This is a genomic window from Paenibacillus macquariensis (assembly GCF_900156375.1).
Lineage (GTDB): Bacteria > Bacillota > Bacilli > Paenibacillales > Paenibacillaceae > Paenibacillus_AQ > Paenibacillus_AQ macquariensis.
Genome location: NZ_FTNK01000007.1, coordinates 191669 through 211021, shown reverse-complemented (window position 1 = coordinate 211021; position 19353 = coordinate 191669). Strand labels below are relative to the sequence as shown.

Sequence of the window (19353 nt, the reverse complement as noted above, 5' to 3'; positions counted from 1 at the left end):
CTTCTTTATTTGGATGATATGATTCATAATTGCAATCACCGGCCGGTAATGATATTACAAATGAGGAGTATTTTAATGAATATAGATAACAAACGAAGTATATTGGCGCTATTGGCATTAGCAGTGAGCGCATTTGCGATTGGAACGACAGAATTTATTAGTGTAGGGTTATTACCACTCATATCTCAAGATCTACATGTACCGATTACGACTGCAGGATTAACCGTCTCATTATATGCTATTGGTGTAACAGTCGGAGCGCCCGTATTAACTTCGATGACTTCTAGTATGTCTCGTAAATCGTTACTTTTATGGATTATGGTTGTTTTTATTATTGGAAATAGTATTGCTGCTAGTGCTACAAGCATGGGGGTATTACTCGTTGCTCGTGTCATTTCAGCATTAGCACATGGTGTATTTATGGCCATTGGTGCGACGATAGCTGCTGATTTAGTGCCTGCAGACCGTAAGGCTAGCGCTATAGCCATCATGTTTACAGGGCTCACTGTAGCGACTGTTACGGGTGTCCCTTTTGGTACTTTTATAGGTCAGCAATTGAGTTGGAGATTTGCTTTTATTATTATCGTGATTATTGGGGTAGTTGCCCTCATTGCTAATAGCATTCTTATTCCATCTGATTTACGAAAAGGGACGCGTACATTGTTCCGTGATCAAATTAAACTAGTTACTAACGGACGTCTATTACTTGTATTTGTGATTACAGCCCTAGGTTATGGTGGGACATTTGTAGTCTTTACGTATTTATCTCCATTGCTTCAACAGATCACTGGGTTTAAATCAGGGACTGTTGCAATTATTCTACTCGTCTATGGAATCTCAATTGCGATTGGGAACACAATAGGTGGAAAGCTAGCGAATCGAAACCCTATTAATGCATTATTTTATATGTTTCTAATTCAGTCTGTTGTACTCATTATATTAACCTTCACGGCACCATTTAAAATAGCTGGTTTAATTACGATTATGTTGATGGGGCTATTTGCCTTCATGAACGTACCAGGGCTACAATTTTATGTCGTTACTCTAGCCGAACGTTATGTACCAAGGGGTATTGAAATGGCATCAGCGATCAATATTGCTGCGTTCAATGTTGGGATTGCTTTGGGTGCGTATCTAGGTGGTATCATCACAGATTCCATCGGATTAATACACACACCTTGGATTGGTGGCCTGATGGTTTTTGTAGCAGTGATACTTACAGGTTGGAGTAGAACGCTTGAGAGAAAGTACCAGAAGAATATGGGATGCGCAGCTTCTGAATGAGAATCATCATATGGGTAGTGATCGGATATTTTCGATTAAATTAGTGGATACAAGTCTATTAATAAAAAGCAAAGAAAAGAAGGACAAGCGAACTGGTAATTCAGTCGCTTGTCCTTTTACATGCCAGCATTAGTATTAAATCTCGGGTAACTTCTTGGAGCTGGTTTCTTAGGATTTTTCTTCGAAGGAGCCGAGAAAGGAGTATACCCGCCAGCAAACATGGTCCCTATCTTGCAACTGTGCGCTTTGGAGAGTTGTATGGGATCAGACTGCTGTTCCTGTTCTAGTAATCTCAATAGGATCTTCGCACACGCACGAGCATCATCCAATGCTTCATGATGGTTGAGTGGAATGCCATAATAGTCAGCAATAACATTTAATTTAAAAGCAGGCATGTGTTGCAACAACTCTTTGCTCAACAAATAAGTACAGTGATATTGAAATGAGGGGTAATCTATTGACGACTTATCCAGACAGTATCTTAAAACGCTCATATCAAATGAAGCATTATGGGCAACAATTTGTTGTCCTTGTAGGAGTGGTTCAAGTGTTGGCCACAGTTCATGAAACGTGGGTTGCCCACTAACCATACTTGGCGTTATCCCGTGAATCTGTATATTTCGATAATCAAAAGGCTGCTCAGGATCAATTAACCAGACGTGTTCTGATGTTATGATACCTCCCCGTACTTCCACAAGTCCTAAAGAACAGGCGCTTGAACGGTTCGCGTTCGCTGTTTCAAAGTCAATGGCGACAAAATCCATATGTAAAAACTCCTTATTATTCGTATCAGGTAAGAAAAGAATAGCTATATTGTGTGTGACTCTATTAATACTAGCGTGGCATACTCGAAATTACAATCTACTAAAACGTTCCAACCTCTATATTTAAAATGACCCATAGCACTCAATGGAGTAGCCATGGGTCGTTCTATGGTTAAGCTAATGCTTTCTTGAATTCTTCCGTTAAGAGTGGAACGACTACGAATAAATCGCCGACGATGCCATAATCGGCTAATTTAAATATAGGTGCTTCTGGGTCCTTATTAATGGCGATGATGATGCGGGATTGACTCATACCGGCTAAGTGCTGGATTGCGCCGCTGATGCCACAAGCGATATAAATTTCAGGAGTAACCACTTTGCCGGTCTGACCGATCTGCAAGGCATATTCGCAATATCCAGCATCGCAAGCTCCCCGTGAGGCACCAACCGCACCATTTAATACATCAGCTAGTTCTTGAAGAGGTTTGAAACCATCGATGCTCTTAACACCTCTACCACCAGATACGACGATTTTGGCTTCGGTTAAATCTACTTTTCCTGAGGTTTTGCGAATGACATCTTGCACAACGGAGCGAAGTGATGAAGCTTGCGTGAATGCCATTGAAATGATTTGCGCATGTAATTCGACCGTATCAGCGGCAGCGATATTGTTGGGGCGTATGGTAACAACTTGGGGAGCGTCTGTGAATTTTTTGATCTCAAAAGCTTTACCCGCATAAAGGGGGCGAGTATAAAGAATCTCTGCACCAGACTTCTCGATAGAAATGACGTCAGAGAGTTGACCCGCCTCTAAATATGCAGCAATCATGGGGGCTAGTTCGCGGCCCACAGCGGTATGTCCTAGATAAATAGCGTGAGGGTTCAATGTGTTCAATACATCCTTGATAATAGTGAAGTGAATCTCGGCGTTGTATGTCTTCAAATCGATATGGTCATAGACATAGACCTGTCCGTTCAGGTACTGGGATAACTGTTCGGCAATATCCGTAATCTGATGGCCTAATATAACGGCTGTAACGCAATCGCTATCTTCCTTAACTAAAGAAACAGCTTGGAGTGCTTCCAAAGTCACCTGACGTAGCTTGCCATCGCGTACTTCTGCGACGACAACGTATGATTTACTCATAAGGTCATCCCCTTTACTTGGATTAAATTGATAACACATCTGATTGTTTAAGAAGATGAACAAGTTGGGATACTTGTTGGTTCAGTTTGCCTTGTAAAATTTGGCCAGAATTGCGTGAAGGCGGTAGGAAAAGGGAGATACGTTCTGTTTTGGCGATAATCTCAGATGAAGTAAGACCTAAATCGTCGAGGGACAAATGGTGAAAGGGTTTCTTCTTTGCTTTCATAATACCGGGTAACGAGGGGTAACGTGGCTCATTTAGCCCTTGTTGGGCGGTGAAAAGGGCAGGAAGAGTAACCTTTACGGTTTCGGTATCCCCTTCGGAATCACGAAGGACGATGGCATGATCACTAGAAACATCAATCTTGATGATCGAAGAAACATGAGGAATTTGGAGGAGTTGTGAGAGGCGTATGGCCACTTGACCACCTCCGTTATCAATAGAGAAATTCCCCCCGAGAATGAGGTCGTAAGGTTGATTGTTGGCGAAATACGCGGCAAGTACTTTGGAGATGCTGAATTCGTCACTGCCTATTCGATCATCTGTGATGAGTACGGCTTCATCGGCTCCGAGTGCAAGGGCGGTTCTTAATGCTTCTGCTGTGCGAATAGGCCCGATTGATACGACTGTAATTGAACCTCCATGTTGTTCCTTTTGGCGTATCGCTTCCTCAACGGCATATTCGTCATACGGATTAATGACATATTTAACACCATCATCAGAAATCTCCCCATCCTGAATAACAATTTTCTCCTCTGTATCGAACGTTTGCTTGAGAATGACATAGATATTCATGTGATAATCTCCCTTTTAACGATTATTTCAAGCCTCTTAGGAAAAACTCAACCGTTTTGTCTACCTGGGCGGATAATGAATATTTTCTTTCCGAGATGAGCCATGAGGTAACGACTTCGTCCATTCCTCCAAACAATAACAACCGCGTTAACTTTATATCTAGGTCAGGTCTGAATGATTTCTCCTGAATTCCTTGTTCTAGAACCACTTCGATCAGTTGGATATAGGGCTTTAAGAGATGACCTATGGCTTTACGTAGTTCAAGCGAACTTTGGCGAAGTTCAATCTGAGTCACATAGGCGAGGTTTACGTTTTGTTCTAATTCGGTGAAATGGATCTGGCAAATTGTACGTATGGCATCATCTGCCGAGGTCGTTTCACGAACACTGCTGTGAAACATGAGGACAAGATCACCTAATCGTTGTTGCAAGAGGGAAATGAGAATATCTTCTTTGTTTTTAAAATAAAGATAAACTGTACCGTCTGCTATACCGGCCTCCTTCGCAATTTTGGATACTTGAGAACCATGAAATCCATTCTCAGCAATGACTTTTAATGCGGCTTCCAAAATCAGTTCAAATTTCTCTTGTTTTTTACTTATCATGGAGCACCTCAGTGTTCTTGGTTGGAAAATGAATGAATCCTCATTCATTTTTTTATGATCATATGCATGAAGTCGCTGAATTATCTATATAGATTGAATTAAAGACAAAAGTAACTTTAATTCATTCTATCTATATAGATTGAACTAAAGGCAAAAAGAGAAGTAATAAAGTGAAATTGGGGAGTGAAAGGATGGATTGAGATGGGTTGGCAGACTGCGAACTTCTTGTTGTTCCTGGCGGTAACCGGCTACGGCATCTATTTATTCTATAAAGCTGTGTATCATCGTTATTTGTATCTTACGCTCGGAGGTCCAGCAGATTTCAGACAACGTGGCGAGGGAAGATGGGCGGAGTTCCTATCACAGGTCTTCGCTCAGAAGAAGTTAATGAAGGATCCTAAGAGTGGATTGATGCACATTATCATATTTTACGGATTCATTATATTACAGTTCGGGGCGTTAGATCTGATCGTAAAAGGGTTAACAGGTGGCAAACACTTGCCCATTCCAGGGTATGAAGTGTTCGGGCTCATGCAGGAAGTAACGGTCGTTCTAATCTTAGTTGCTATGGGATACGCCGCTTATCGTCGTTATGGGGAGAAGTTAACCCGCTTGAAAAAGGGATGGAAGCCAAGCCTCGTCATCTTGTTCATCTTCTTCTTGATGGTCTCTGTCGTGCTAACTCTAAGTTTCGAACGGGTATGGATGGAGCTATCGTTTACAGGCTACTCTCCGATATCTTCCTTTATCGCATTAGCATTAACCGGAATTTCAAGTTCTACGGCATATGGATGGTTCATGGTGTTTTGGTGGATGCATTTGCTGATTCTTTTGGCATTTCTGGTCTATGTTCCACAGTCGAAGCATTTTCATATCATAACCGCCCCGATCAACATTTGGTTCCGTCGTAGCGCACCAGTAGGTCGTCTCACAAAGTTAGATTTGGAAGATGAAGAAGCGGAGACCTTCGGTGTTGGCAAGATTGAGGATTTCTCACAGAAACAAATGCTCGACTTCTATGCTTGTGTGGAATGTGGACGATGTACAGATGTGTGTCCTGCGAGCAGTACCGGCAAGGTGTTATCGCCAATGCACCTCATCACGAAACTACGAGATCATATGGTGGAGAAGGGAACTGCGATAACAGGAAAGTCACCTTGGGTTCCCCACTATCTGTTTGCCTCTAGTGGAACTCATGCGTTAGTGACAGAGAAGTCTGATGTGGCATGGAATGCGAACGAAAGCGGAATTACGAATATTGTTCCAACACTCGACTGGCATAAATCAACATGGGTCGAACAGGACAAGAAATTAGTAGACCTAGAGCTTATCGGTGATGTGATCACGGAAGACGAGATATGGTCTTGTACGACCTGTCGTAATTGTGAAGATCAATGTCCAGTAAGTAATGAACACGTCGATAAAATTATAGATTTACGCAGACATTTGGTGTTGATGCAAGGTAGTGTTCCTCACGAGGGACAACGTGCAATGCAGAACATAGAGAGACAAGGTAATCCGTGGGGATTAAACCGCAATGACCGTGCCACTTGGACGGGAGATATCGGCGGGATTAAAGTACCTACAGTGAAGGAGAATCCAGATTTTGAGTACTTATTTTTTGTAGGATCGATGGGCTCATATGATCTTCGAAGCCGATCGATTTCGAGAGCCTTTGCCCGTTTATTGAACGAATCTGGCATTTCCTTCGCCATTCTCGGGAACGAGGAGAAGAACTCAGGCGATACACCACGACGAATGGGAAATGAAATGCTGTTTCAACAACTATGCACGGATAACATTGGTATCTTTCAGAAATATGGTGTTCAGAAGATTGTCACCGCCTGTCCACATACATTCAACACATTGAAGAACGAGTATCCTGAATTCGGACTTCAGGGAGTTGAAGTAACCCATCACACGCAACTACTCGATAAGCTCATTCAAGAAGGGAAATTAAATCCTCGTCATGAAGTGAAGGAACGAATCACGTATCACGATTCCTGTTATCTTGGTCGCTACAACAATGTCTATGATGAACCACGTAATATCCTGAAAGCGATACCAGGGGTGGAAATGGCTGAAATGAAGAGGTCTCGTGAGAATGGCATGTGTTGCGGTGCTGGTGGAGGCATGATGTGGTTAGAGGAGACGTCGGGTAAGCGAGTGAATCTAGCTCGAACAGAGCAGGCGCTAGAAGTGAATCCAACGGTCATTAGTAGTGCTTGCCCTTACTGTCTGACAATGATGGAGGATGGTACGAAGATGAAGGAAGTTGAGGACCTTGTCAAAGCAAAGGACATCGCAGAGATCTTGGAACAATCGGTATTCGGGGATCATCCCATCCGTTAAATAGAACTGATCTGAATTGGAGGGAATTAGAAGATGAATAAATCCATTCGCAAAGCGGCTGTTATCGGATCAGGAATTATGGGTTCAGGCATTGCAGCTCATCTAGCTAACGTTGGAATCTCATGCTTATTGCTTGATATGGTACCGAAAGATTTAACGGAAGAAGAGGTCAAGAAAGGATATACACTCGAACATCCTGCTGTCAGAAACCGCTTAGCTACAGGAGCCATTGCGAAATTACACAAGAACACGCCATCGCCACTTTACGATAATACATTCTCGAAACGAATCACCCCAGGGAATCTGTCGGATCATCTTGAACGAATATCGGAAGTGGACTGGGTGATTGAGGTAGTTGTCGAGAATCTTCAAGTTAAGAAGGAGCTGTTGAGCAAGGTAGAACGTTATTGGAAGCCCGGAACGATTGTCAGTTCGAATACATCTGGGATCTCTATTCAAGAGATGGTGGCTGATTGTAGTGAGCCCTTTCAACAAAGTTTCTTAGGAACACATTTCTTCAATCCACCTCGCTACATGAAGTTGTTAGAAATCATTCCGGGAACAAAGACGGATCCAGGGATTGTCCAGCAAATGAAATCATTTTGCGAGAGTACACTAGGCAAAGGAGTCGTTGTAGCTAAGGACACTCCGAATTTCATCGCAAATCGAATCGGGACGTATGGACTTCTTATAACGTTGCAAGAGATGTTGAACAGTGGGTTTTCTGTAGAGGAAGTAGATGCAGTCACTGGACCTGCGATGGGACGCCCCAAAAGTGCTACATTCCGGACGCTAGACATGGTCGGACTGGATACATTCGTCCATGTGGCAGACAATGTGTACGCGAATATAACATCTGAAACGGAGAAAGCAGCGTTTGCGGCTCCAGACGCGCTGACTAGCATGGTCTCAAGAGGTTGGTTTGGTGAGAAGTCGGGTCAGGGGTTTTATTTGAAGAAAAAAGGGGCTAACGGTAGCGAAATATGGTCGCTCGATCTATCATCCATGGAATATCATCCTCAGAAGAAGGTAACTTCGGGTTCACTTGAAGCGGCGAGAATGGCAAAAGGGGCTCGGGCGAAAACAAAGGCTTTAATCGCTACAGGGGACCGCTATTCTGAATTGGCATGGAACATTCTGAAGCAGGTACTCCTATATTCCGCTGAAAAAGTCGGTGAAATTGCGAATTCAATCCATGAAATCGACGAAGCCATGAAATGGGGATTCAACTGGGAGTTGGGTCCGTTTGAGACATGGGATGCGTTGGGGCTGGTCAGATCCGTTGAGCGTATGGAGAAGGAAGGGTTGCATGTTCCATCATGGGTGAAGGAATGGATCGCAGCGGGTAATCAATCCTTTTACCAGAAGAAAGAAGGGACCTTATATTATGTATCTGAACAGAACTTCAAGCTGGTAGAACAGCCACCAGAAATCATCACACTAAGTAGCTTAAAGGAACAGAACAAGATTGTGAAAGGAAACGACGGTGCGAGCTTGATTGATCTTGGAGATGGTGTGGCATGTCTTGAATTCCATTCACCAAACAATGCCATTGGTGCTGATATTCTGATGATGATCCAGCAAAGTATGGAGGAAGTACGAAATAACTTTGAGGGAATGGTCATCGCTAATCAGGGACGGCATTTCTGCGTAGGCGCCAATATTATGTTGTTGTTGATGGAAGCACAAGATGAAGAATGGGATGAAATTGATGGCATTATCCGTTTATTCCAGAACACGATGTACAAAGTGAAAAGGTTTGAAAAGCCAGTTGTTGCCGCTCCTCATCGGATGACCTTGGGTGGTGGCGTAGAGGCTTGCATGCCTGCAGATCAAGTTATTGCTGGTGCTGAAACATATTATGGTTTAGTTGAAGTGGGCGTAGGACTCATTCCTGCGGGTGGAGGCTGTAAAGAACTAGCTATGAGGGCAAGTCAGCGTGTGGGGCATTCTGAAGCGGATATTCAGCCATACATTAATCATATTTATGAAACAGTTGGGATGGCAAAAGTCTCAACCAGTGGTCATGATGCTCAAAAGTTAGGTTATCTACGTTCAACAGATCGTATTATTGCCAATCAGGATCATTTAATATATGAAGCCAAGCAGGCTGTTCTTCGGATGAGCAAAGCAGGCTATGAACCGATCCCTGAAGAGAAGATTAGGGTAGCGGGTTCAGAAGGGAAGGCAGTACTACAACTTGGGGCTATCGGGATGAGAGAAAGTGGTTACATTAGTGATCACGATCTGTTGATTGCGAAGAAACTGGCTCATGTACTGGCTGGCGGTAATATACCAGCAGGGACGCTTGTGAGTGAACAGTACATGCTCGATTTGGAGCGAGAAGCCTTTCTTAGCTTGTGTGGTGAGCTGAAGACTCAACAACGGATGCAACATATGTTGACGAAAGGTAAGGCATTACGCAATTAACTTATCCGGGGAAGGGAGTGTGAGGATTCAATGAAAGAAGCTGTAATCGTATCCATGGCACGTACCGCGATCGGCAAATCTAAGAAGGGGAGTCTAGGGCAGACACGTGCGGATGAGTTAGGGAAAATCGTTCTGGAAGCTGTAATCGATCGTACACCGGGTCTTTCGAAAGGGGACGTAGAAGATATTATTATCGGATGTGCCATGCCAGAAGGTGCACAGGGATTGAATTTTGCCCGTATTATGTCGTTGTATGCTGGGTTTCCGGTTACCGTACCGGCGATGACGATCAATCGTTTCTGTGCTTCAGGATTACAGTCCATCGCCTTCGCAGCCGAACGGATCATGTTAGGGCATGCGGATATCTTAATCGCTGGAGGAGTAGAAAGTATGAGTCAGGTACCCATGACGGGATTTAAGATTTCACCTAATCTGAGGATTGTTGAAGAAATGCCGGAAGTATATATCGCAATGGGGCATACGGCTGAGCGAGTCGCAGAGAAATTCAACATTTCTCGTGAAGATCAGGACCTATTCGCATCACGCTCACATGAGAAAGCAGCGCAGGCGATAGCTGAGGGTAAATTTAGGGATGAGATTACTCCGGTACAAGCGGAGTTGAAACGTGTAGATGAGAGTGGTCAAATATCGATACAATCGTTTATCTTCGATATGGATGAGGGCGTTCGAGCAGATACCAACGTTGAAACACTAAGTAAGCTGAAACCAGCATTTAAATTAGGAGGCACGGTTACGGCAGGTAACACATCCCAGACGAGTGATGGTGCTGCTGCCATTGTCATCATGAGTAAAGAGAAGGCAGACGAACTCGGCTTGCCGCCGCTAGCGACATTTCGGTCTTTTGCAGTAACGGGTGTAGAACCAGAAATGATGGGAGTAGGGCCGGTCAAGGCGATTCCCAAAGCGCTACAGATGGCTGGAATTACACTTGATGATGTGAGCCTATTTGAGATTAATGAAGCTTTTGCGTCCCAATGTGTGCATGTCATCCGCGAGCTTGGCCTCGACGAGGATAAGGTCAACGTGAACGGTGGGGCTATTGCACTTGGGCATCCTCTAGGGTGCACGGGTACCAAACTGACCACTACACTAATTCAGGAACTGCGAAGACGTGGTGGTGGTTATGGGGTAGTCTCCATGTGTATTGGAGGTGGAATGGGCGCAGCTGGGGTATTTGAAGTTCATCCGCAATAAATTCACTCAGAAGGGCAAAGGAGAGGGAACCGATGAGCAAAGTGTTAGGTGGAAGTTTCATGATTGAGGATATCGATTTCTGGCAAATCGTGACGCCAGAGGACTTTACGGAAGAGCATCGTATGATTGCGGAGACAACGGAACAATTCGTAAGCGCTGAGATTACGCCTCGAGATGAAGAAATTGAGAAGTTGAACTATGGTTTGACAGTAGAATTGTTGCAAAAAGCCGGTGAGATCGGCTTGCTAGGTGCTGAAGTTCCAGAGAACTATGGAGGCCTAGGACTGGATAAAGTAAGTTCAACGTTAATTAATGAGAAGCTGACCAAAGCCTCCTCATTCGCGTTATCCTTTGGTGCACACGTAGGGATTGGTACGCTGCCGATTGTTTATTTCGGAACAGAAGAGCAGAAGCAGAAGTATTTGCCTGCGCTTGCTTCGGGTGAACAAATTGCCGCCTATTGTCTGACAGAACCTTCTTCGGGATCGGATGCACTCGGTGCCAAAACAACGGCCACATTGGCAGACGATGGTCAACATTACGTTCTGAATGGAAGTAAGCAATTCATTACGAATGCAGGCTTTGCTGATATTTTCATCGTATATGCCAAAGTGAATGGAAAAGATTTCAGCACCTTTATCGTGGAACGCACAATGGAAGGAGTTAGCTTCGGTCCAGAGGAAAAGAAAATGGGTATCAAAGGTTCCTCAACGCGCCCGTTGATTCTGGAAGATGTCAAAGTTCCTGTGGATAATCTATTGTGGGAAGTCGGTAAAGGACATTTGATTGCGTTTAATATATTAAATATTGGTCGCTTTAAATTAGCTGCTGGATGTGTTGGAGGTTCGAAAGATTCTATAGAGTATTCTGCGAAATATGCCAATGAACGTACGCAATTTGGCCGTAAAATCTCTTCATTTCCTCTCATTGGTAAAAAACTAGCGGAAATGAACATGCGGACATATGTGTTAGAAAGTATGGTGTACCGGACGGCAGGTCTATTTGATATCGGTTTGGCTGAAGTGGATTATGATAGTCCCGATGTCGGGTATCAATCCGCCAAAGCTATTGCAGAGTATCAGTTAGAATGTTCCATTAATAAAGTGTTCGGTTCTGAAACGCTCGATTTCATCGTGGATGAAGGCGTTCAGATTCATGGGGGATATGGATTCATTCAAGAATATCATGTTGAACGGAATTATCGGGATTCTCGCATAAATCGAATATTCGAAGGGACGAATGAGATCAATCGCCTTCTCATCCCAGGTACGTTGATCAAGCGAGCGATGAAGGGTGAATTACCTTTGATGCAAAAGGCATTAGCATTACAATCCGAATTATTAAGTCTAGTTCCTGGTCAGTTATTCGAAGGTACGCTTGGGCAGGAGACACATTTGCTGTCAATGACAAAGAAAATATTCCTAATGGTTGGTGCGCAGGCTGTGCAAAAGTACCAGTTGAAGCTAGAAGAGGAACAGGAAGTACTAAGTCATCTAGCAGATATGATGATTACCGTGTTCGCAATGGAGAGCGCTTTACTCCGTACATTGAAGATGATCAATCAAGTGGGAGAAGCGAAAGCCACGAATGCGATTGATATGACAGTCGCCTTTATACACGAAGAATTCGATCGGATCGAATGTTGGGCCAAAGAGACACTCGCAGCGATGGAATCGGGAGACACTCTTCGTACGGGGCTTTCAGTACTGAAAAAGATGACCAGAAGAACACAGGTGAACACGTTAGGGTTGAAACGGAAAATTGCTGCCAAAGTGATCGAAGCGGAAAAGTATGTTTTATAATTGAGAGTTCAGAGTACCTCTATGACGGATCCTTGAGAATGGGGTGGCCAACATGTTAGATAAACCTTGGTTGGAACATTATCCGGTTGAAGTACCCATAACATATACTTATCCGAAGCAGAATTTGGCGCAGTTTCTAGTGGAGTCGGCAGCGTTATATCCAGAACATATTGCCTTAGATTTCTTAGGGTATAAAATGTCTTACAAAGCATTAATGGACTCGGTCTATCGTTTCACGAATGCTTTGCTTAAGCTGGGTATTCGTAAAGGAGACCGAGTGGCGGTTATGTTACCGAATTGCCCACAAGCCGTGATTGCGTATTATGGAACGTTACTGATGGGCGGTATCGTAGTGATGACGAACCCTCTGTATATGCCACGTGAGTTGGAGTACCAGTTGAAGGATGCAAGTGTACAAATGATTGTAACACTTGACGCCCTAGTGGATCGGGTGAAGAAAGCGACAGAGAAAGACCCGTTAGATTATATTCTGGTGACTGGCATTAAGGACTACTTGCCGGTCCCTAAGAATTGGTTATATTCTTTGAAGACTAAAAAACCTGAGACGCCCATCACGTATGATAACAATGTCTTATCGTTCCGTTCGTTCCTAAAACAGTCGATAGGGACGCCTATTCAAATTCCCGTTGAAGCTGATGAAGATTTAGCACTCATTCAATATACGGGAGGGACCACGGGATTTGCTAAGGGTGTCATGCTTACCCATATGAATCTGGTCGCGAATACGATTCAGGGAAAACTCTGGTTTTACCGCGCTGAAATCGCGAAAGAACGTTATTTAGCAGCACTGCCCTTTTTCCATGTCTTTGGAATGACGGTCTTGCTTAACCAATCCATTCATATGGCGGGTACGTTGATATTAATGCCACGATTTGATATTAATCAAATTCTGAAAACGATGGGGAGGTTGAAGCCAACCGTATTTCCTGGCGCACCTACCATGTATATTGCAGTGATCAATCACCCTGACGTTCACAAATTCGATCTGTCCTCCGTCAAAATATGCATTAGTGGTGCAGCTTCTTTACCAGTTGAGGTGCAGGAACGTTTCGAGCGTATCACAGGTGGTACATTGATCGAGGGTTATGGTTTGACAGAGACTTCACCTGTAACCCATGCAAACAATCTTTGGGAGAAACGCAAAGTTGGTTCAGTGGGTATTCCTTTTCCAGATACCGACGCTCGTATTGTCCATCCAGAATCAGGAGAAGACATGGCACAAGGTGAAATTGGTGAATTGATAATCCGAGGTCCGCAAGTCATGAAGGGGTATTGGCAACAACCTGAAGAAACGGGTAAGGCGCTCCGTGATGGATGGCTATATACGGGAGACTTAGCACGAATGGATGACGAAGGTTTTTTCTATATTCTGGACCGCCGGAAAGACTTGATTATCGCTGGAGGGTATAATATTTATCCGCGAGAAGTGGAAGAAGTATTGTTCGAGCATCCAGATGTGGAAGAAGCGGTTGTAGCTGGTGTAGTGGATTCTTATCGAGGTGAGACTGTAAAAGCGTACATTATTCTAAAAGAGGGATCTACAGCCAATGAGGAAGATTTCAATCGTTGGTGTAAAGAGAAATTGGCTGTATATAAAGTTCCCAAAATATATGAGTTCCGCGATACTTTTCCAAAAACGTTGGTTGGTAAAGTGCTTCGACGAAAGCTGATTGATGAAGATAATGACAAGATATCTAAGTAACGGTCATATAGATAGATTGAGCTAAAGACGAACCCCCATAATCATGATTCACTTTAGAAATGATTGAACTTGTGAGCGCAAACTTTAGTTCAATCTATATAGATAGATTGAAAGTGCAACAAGTAAGGAGGGATAAATTATGAAAGCGGATTCAGATGGTACGCATCCTGACATGGAACATTGGGGGAAAATAGCTGAATCTACGTTCTGGGGATTCTTGGGCTGTGAGCTTGAATCGTTAAGCGAGAAGAAGGTAGTCGTCTCCATTGACATTAAGCCTCATCATCTTAATTTAATTGGTATTCTTCATGGAGGTGTCCATGCGACGTTAATCGATTCAGCGATGGGTTTAATAGCGATGATTGCGAGGCCTCAAGACAATGTAGTTACAAGTAATCTATCGATAAACTATTTGGCTCCAACGGAAACAGGACGGGTGATTGTAACAGCAGAACTCATACACAGTTCTCGTAAAATGATTACAACACAATCTTTTGCACGGACAGAGAAGGGGGATCTATGCGCTTTTGGAACGGGAACCTTCCGTGTGATTAATAAACCAGTCTAATGTGAATCAATCATAAGGTGCACCGCCTAGGAGGATATTTGACAACCCGTGGGTAATAGCTAGAGAAATTCTAGTTGGTGCATCTTTATGATTTATTGTGGGTAAGCGTATTCATTATTTTAAAAAAAGATATAAAAAAATATTGATTATTTGTAAATCATACTCTATGATATTGTCAACAGGACGAATCGAAAATTAAAGCACTTTAATTTTCAAACAAACAGAAGGTTGGTACGCTAGATTTAATGGAGACAATCACTCAATAAAGTTAAAGCGCTTTAACTTTACAAATGCAGAAAGGTTGGTGTTTCAATGACCCACCGTGAAGGCCGGCGACAGACGCTTTACATGTACTTGTTCCTCTCTCCTTGGCTCATCGGCTTCTTTGTATTCGCTCTGTATCCTATCTTATCATCATTGTATCTAAGCTTCACGGATTATGACATTATCCACCCGCCAGTGTTCGTAGGACTAGCGAACTACACTGAGATGTTCAACAATGAACTGTTCTGGAAATCCGTCATAGTCACACTCAGGTATACCGTTATCAGTGTACCTATACAGCTTGTGCTTGGACTTGGATTTGCTTTGCTGCTTCATCAGAAAATTCCCTTCCGCGGATTCTTCCGGACGGCGATGTATTTTCCGAGCATGGTGTCTGGTGTGGCGATGTCGCTACTGTGGTATTGGATATTCAATCCGCAGATTGGTTTGTTCAATTACGTGCTGTCCTGGTTCGGGATTAAAGGACCTGCATGGCTCATGAATCCGGATACTTCATTGTATGCCCTGATCATTATGTCCTTATGGACGGTTGGTACCGGAATGATCCTCTTTCTCGCAGGACTTCAGGGAGTTCCCGCAAGCTTAATTGAGGCTGCTGAATTGGACGGGGCAGGACGATTCAAAACTTTCTTGAACGTAACGTTACCTATGATTTCACCCGTACTGCTCTTCCAACTTATTATGGGGGCAATCGATTCTTTTCAAGTGTTCACACAAGCCTTTGTTATGACGCAAGGTGGCCCGAACTATTCTACTTGGTTTTATGTCTACAACCTGTATACCAGTGCCTTTAAAGAATATCGTGCAGGTTACTCGTCGGCCTTGGCCTGGGTATTACTGATCGTCGTCATGCTATTCACAGCGCTAGTTATGAAGTTATCGAACCGTTACGTGCATTATGAAGGAGGCGGAAACAAATGAGTACGATACCGTCTACGGGGCCGCATTCTCCGTCCTCCAAAGTTAGACGCAGACGAAAATTCGATGCAGTCAGAGTCATGAGTTTTATCTCACTAGTTATTATTACCTTTCTTATGTTGTTACCCCTGTTCTTCATGGTTTCAACCTCGCTGAAATCAAAGCGAGAGATGCTCAAATTCCCCCCAACGTTTCTTCCAGAGACGTGGCAATGGAGTAACTATAAGGATATTTTCGACACGTTACAGTTCGGCACCTTATACGGTAATAGCTTACTTATTGGGGGATTGACCGTAGTAGGGACACTCATTTCTTCATCGCTTGCAGCCTACGGATTTGCTAGATACCGGGGGAAAGGTAAGAATATCTGGTTCATGCTTCTGCTCAGCACGATGATGCTTCCTTATCCAGCTATCATGATTCCACAGTTCATTCTCTTTTCCAAAATGAACTGGATCGACACGTTCCTGCCGCTTATCGTACCTGCATTCTTCGGCTCAGCGTATAACATCTTTCTGCTCCGCCAGTTTTTCACTACGCTGCCAGATGAACTGTTCGATGCGGGACGCATTGATGGTTGTGGCGAGTTCCGAATGTGGCTTAAGATCGCCCTTCCACTCTCCGGACCAGCACTTGCAACTGTAGCGATATTTGCTTTCATCTACAGCTGGAATGACCTACTCACTCCGGTACTTTACTTAAGTTCATCGGAGAAATTCACGCTTCCAGTCGGTATGGCTTCTCTTACATCATCGCGGTTTCGTATTCCGCCGTGGCATCTCTTGATGGTCGCATCGGTGCTTGCTATGGTTCCGATCGTTACATTATTCGCCATAGCACAGAAGCGATTCGTTGAGGGCATTGTACTCACAGGCATCAAGTAACTTACTTACCGCAACAGGCGGCAGAAACCACTTGAACTAATGGAGGAATGGACTCATGAATAAGAATAGGAAAAGAAAAACACTTGTCCCTATGCTTGCTACGGTAATGTTTATTGTACTTGCATTGTCAGGATGTAGCGGCGGTAAATCAGCAGGCGAAACAGGTAATGGTGGATCAGGCAAAGGTGAGAAAGTAACGATCACGCACTACACCATCGATTCGGAAGACCGTACTTTTATTGAAAAGCTTATCCCTGATTTTGAAAAAGAACATCCAAACATTAAGGTAAAGATAGAAAAGGCACCTTATGAGCAGTTTGACAGCAAACTTCAAACGTTGATTGCAGGAGATAAATCACCGGATGTAACAAGCCATTATGGATATGGTGGATTCGCAGAGTACTACAACAAAGACATGCTACTTGATCTGACAGACATCATTAAAGAAGATGGCTTTAAGGCTGCGGATTATAGTATATCTGAAGATTTAATGAAAATTTACACAGTCAAAGATCATACCTATGGCATACCGGTCAATATGTACGTAACACTTATGCTTTATAACAAAGACATGTTCGATGCAGCGGGTCTTCCTTACCCTCCTAGTGACTACGAGGATAAGAGTTGGACTTTCGATAAGATGGTTGAAGCTGCTAAGAAGATGACCGTTGTATCTGATGATGTGGCTAAGACACAGTATGGTGTTGACTTCACATGGGCAGAGCGTGACATGCGACCACTGTATTTTGGAGCTCAACCTTACTCCGAGGATACTTGGACGAACGGTGGTGTTCCTTCCGCTACTCACTTTGATTCACCTGAAGTGATAGCGGCGTACAACAAACTATTCGGACTCATTAATACTGAAAAGGTTTCACCTTCTACAGAATGGAGTAAGAGTGTAGCAGGACAGAATGGAGATCCATTTGTTGCAGGTAAAATTGGTATGTCTGTCACAGGTTCATGGAGTCTTGCTGGTGCTAATGACTTTCCGTTCAAAATCGGTGTAGCTGCCGTGCCTTGGAATGGTGACAATAAAGTGCGTAGTACACTGTTCGTTGATCCACTATTGATCCTGAAAGGTTCTAAACATCCGAAGGAAGCTTTCGAATGGATTAAGTTTCTGTTAAAGAATGACATACAGGAGAAATCCATTGATCTGAGTGGCGGTACACCTCCAGTAAGTACTAAGGCAGCAGAAACATATTATAAGCACTTTGATGGTATCGATCCTGCAGATATTAAGAATGTATACGAAGGTGGCGTCAAATACGGATTTGAATCCTATAACCACTTGGTCACGAATTACTCGCAGATTAATGACATGTTCATTAACGAAATGCAGCCAATCGAGACTGGACACAAGACGGTTGAAGAAGTTATGCCGATCATTCAAAAGAAAATAACAGAAATTATCAAACGTTAAAAGTGCTCCTATACCGTCCCGCAAGGGACGGTACAAATGTTTAGCGGTCAGTCTTCCGTCCATGTATACTAAGATTATGTTTCTATGTACGGAAAATCTGTCGCAAGGAGAATTTAAAATGAAGGTAAGTATTTTTGATGTAGCTAAAAGATCTGGATTGTCTGTTGTGACAGTCTCTCGTGTGTTAAATGGTGCGGAATCGGTACGAGAAAAGAACCGCCAAAAAGTCCTCAATGCAATCAAAGAATTGGATTATCGACCAAATGCGGCAGCTCGCAGCCTTGCCCGCGGTAAAACGGGTATTATTGGCTTAATTGTGACAACTTTGCAAGATGCATTCTTCGATGCAGTCGTCAAGGAACTTAATGATGTGCTCGCACTCCACGGTTATTTCCTTGCGGTCGCGATATCAGAAGGTAGCGGTTCGGATGGCAATCACTATCTCATCCAGGAGGATCGGGTCGATGGGCTTATTATGCTCTCGCCATTGGAAGAGGATAGTTATATTATGGAATTAAAGCGTCGGAATATTCCGTATGTTCTGATCGATAATCAGAAGCCTGAGAACGACGCCTTCTCGGTGACTATAGATAATTTCAAAGGCGGATACGCAGCAACCAAGCATCTGCTTGATCTAGGTCACACCTCAATAGCCCATTTGTGCGGTAATGAAATGTTTCGGAGTACGCGTGAACGTCGAAATGGATTTCTACGGGCCCTTCAAGAGAAAGGTCTCACGCCGTTTGAGACGGTACACGGAGATTTCGAAATTGAATTCGGCTATGAGACTTGTTGGAAATGGATTAGAGATGGTAACCTCCCGTCCGCCGTGTTCGCTGGGGATGACAATATAGCGCTCGGTGTAATTAATGCCTTAATGGAGGCTAGAATCAGCATTCCGGATGAGGTAGCGATCGTTGGTTTCGATGATCAAAACATTGCATCACAGCTTCGTCCGCACTTAACAACGGTTCGCCAACCGGCTGATCGGATTGGACTCGCTGCGGCTGATATGTTGCTCAAGCGTATAGACGGCACGATGAAACGGGCTTCAAGCCTAAAGATTGATCCGGAGCTGATTGTTAGGGAATCCACGATCAAGAGTCAATCATCTTCAAAGGAATAGATTGAAAAAGTAAAATGGTTCTGATATTT

15 protein-coding genes are annotated in these 19353 nt (G+C 43.7%); 11 read left to right on the top strand and 4 right to left on the bottom strand.

What is annotated here, in order from left to right:
* Positions 1–75: 75 nt before the first annotated feature.
* Complete coding sequence (locus tag BW961_RS14905) at positions 76–1284, top strand: MFS transporter (protein WP_068587907.1); 1209 nt, start codon at positions 76–78, stop codon at positions 1282–1284.
* A gap of 116 nt (positions 1285–1400) precedes the next feature.
* Here the strand turns inward: BW961_RS14905 and BW961_RS14900 are convergent, their stop codons facing one another.
* The 4 genes from BW961_RS14900 to BW961_RS14885 all read right to left on the bottom strand — a co-directional run bounded on the left by BW961_RS14900 (position 1401) and on the right by BW961_RS14885 (position 4595).
* The gene (locus tag BW961_RS14900; protein WP_280175209.1) at positions 1401–2090 is read right to left on the bottom strand and encodes a 3'-5' exonuclease; all 690 of its coding nucleotides are present in this window, start codon (positions 2088–2090) and stop codon (positions 1401–1403) included.
* A 130-nt stretch (positions 2091–2220) separates the two neighbouring features.
* Complete coding sequence (locus BW961_RS14895; protein WP_068587903.1) at positions 2221–3195, bottom strand: electron transfer flavoprotein subunit alpha/FixB family protein; 975 nt, start codon at positions 3193–3195, stop codon at positions 2221–2223.
* A gap of 22 nt (positions 3196–3217) precedes the next feature.
* Complete coding sequence (locus BW961_RS14890) at positions 3218–3991, bottom strand: electron transfer flavoprotein subunit beta/FixA family protein (RefSeq protein WP_068587901.1); 774 nt, start codon at positions 3989–3991, stop codon at positions 3218–3220.
* Positions 3992–4013: 22 nt separating this feature from the next.
* Positions 4014–4595: a fatty acid metabolism transcriptional regulator FadR gene (locus tag BW961_RS14885; protein WP_068587899.1), complete on the bottom strand. Its 582-nt coding sequence runs from the start codon at positions 4593–4595 to the stop codon at positions 4014–4016.
* Between the two features lie 201 nt (positions 4596–4796).
* Between BW961_RS14885 and BW961_RS14880 the strand changes: the two genes are divergently transcribed.
* The 10 genes from BW961_RS14880 to BW961_RS14835 all read left to right on the top strand — a co-directional run bounded on the left by BW961_RS14880 (position 4797) and on the right by BW961_RS14835 (position 19324).
* Complete coding sequence (locus BW961_RS14880) at positions 4797–6947, top strand: heterodisulfide reductase-related iron-sulfur binding cluster (protein WP_068587896.1); 2151 nt, start codon at positions 4797–4799, stop codon at positions 6945–6947.
* Positions 6948–6980: 33 nt separating this feature from the next.
* A complete protein-coding gene (locus tag BW961_RS14875) occupies positions 6981–9377 on the top strand; it encodes a 3-hydroxyacyl-CoA dehydrogenase/enoyl-CoA hydratase family protein (RefSeq protein WP_068587894.1) in 2397 nt (798 codons plus the stop codon).
* 30 nt (positions 9378–9407) lie between these two features.
* Complete coding sequence (locus tag BW961_RS14870; protein ID WP_068587892.1) at positions 9408–10592, top strand: acetyl-CoA C-acyltransferase; 1185 nt, start codon at positions 9408–9410, stop codon at positions 10590–10592.
* Positions 10593–10624: 32 nt separating this feature from the next.
* On the top strand, positions 10625–12394 hold the full coding sequence (locus BW961_RS14865; protein ID WP_068587890.1) for an acyl-CoA dehydrogenase family protein: 1770 nt from the start codon (positions 10625–10627) through the stop codon (positions 12392–12394).
* Positions 12395–12446: 52 nt separating this feature from the next.
* A complete protein-coding gene (locus tag BW961_RS14860; protein WP_068587888.1) occupies positions 12447–14117 on the top strand; it encodes an AMP-binding protein in 1671 nt (556 codons plus the stop codon).
* Positions 14118–14256: 139 nt separating this feature from the next.
* A complete protein-coding gene (locus tag BW961_RS14855; RefSeq protein ID WP_068587886.1) occupies positions 14257–14685 on the top strand; it encodes a PaaI family thioesterase in 429 nt (142 codons plus the stop codon).
* Between the two features lie 312 nt (positions 14686–14997).
* Positions 14998–15891, top strand: coding sequence for a carbohydrate ABC transporter permease (locus BW961_RS14850; protein ID WP_068587884.1), 894 nt, complete (start codon positions 14998–15000; stop codon positions 15889–15891).
* On the top strand, positions 15888–16772 hold the full coding sequence (locus BW961_RS14845; RefSeq protein WP_068587882.1) for a carbohydrate ABC transporter permease: 885 nt from the start codon (positions 15888–15890) through the stop codon (positions 16770–16772). The genes BW961_RS14850 and BW961_RS14845 overlap by 4 nt, the downstream gene beginning before the upstream one ends.
* Before the next feature lie 55 nt (positions 16773–16827).
* Positions 16828–18198, top strand: a complete 1371-nt coding sequence (locus BW961_RS14840; protein ID WP_068587879.1) for an ABC transporter substrate-binding protein — start codon at positions 16828–16830, stop codon at positions 18196–18198.
* A 118-nt stretch (positions 18199–18316) separates the two neighbouring features.
* A complete protein-coding gene (locus tag BW961_RS14835; protein WP_068587876.1) occupies positions 18317–19324 on the top strand; it encodes a LacI family DNA-binding transcriptional regulator in 1008 nt (335 codons plus the stop codon).
* Positions 19325–19353 lie beyond the last annotated feature (29 nt).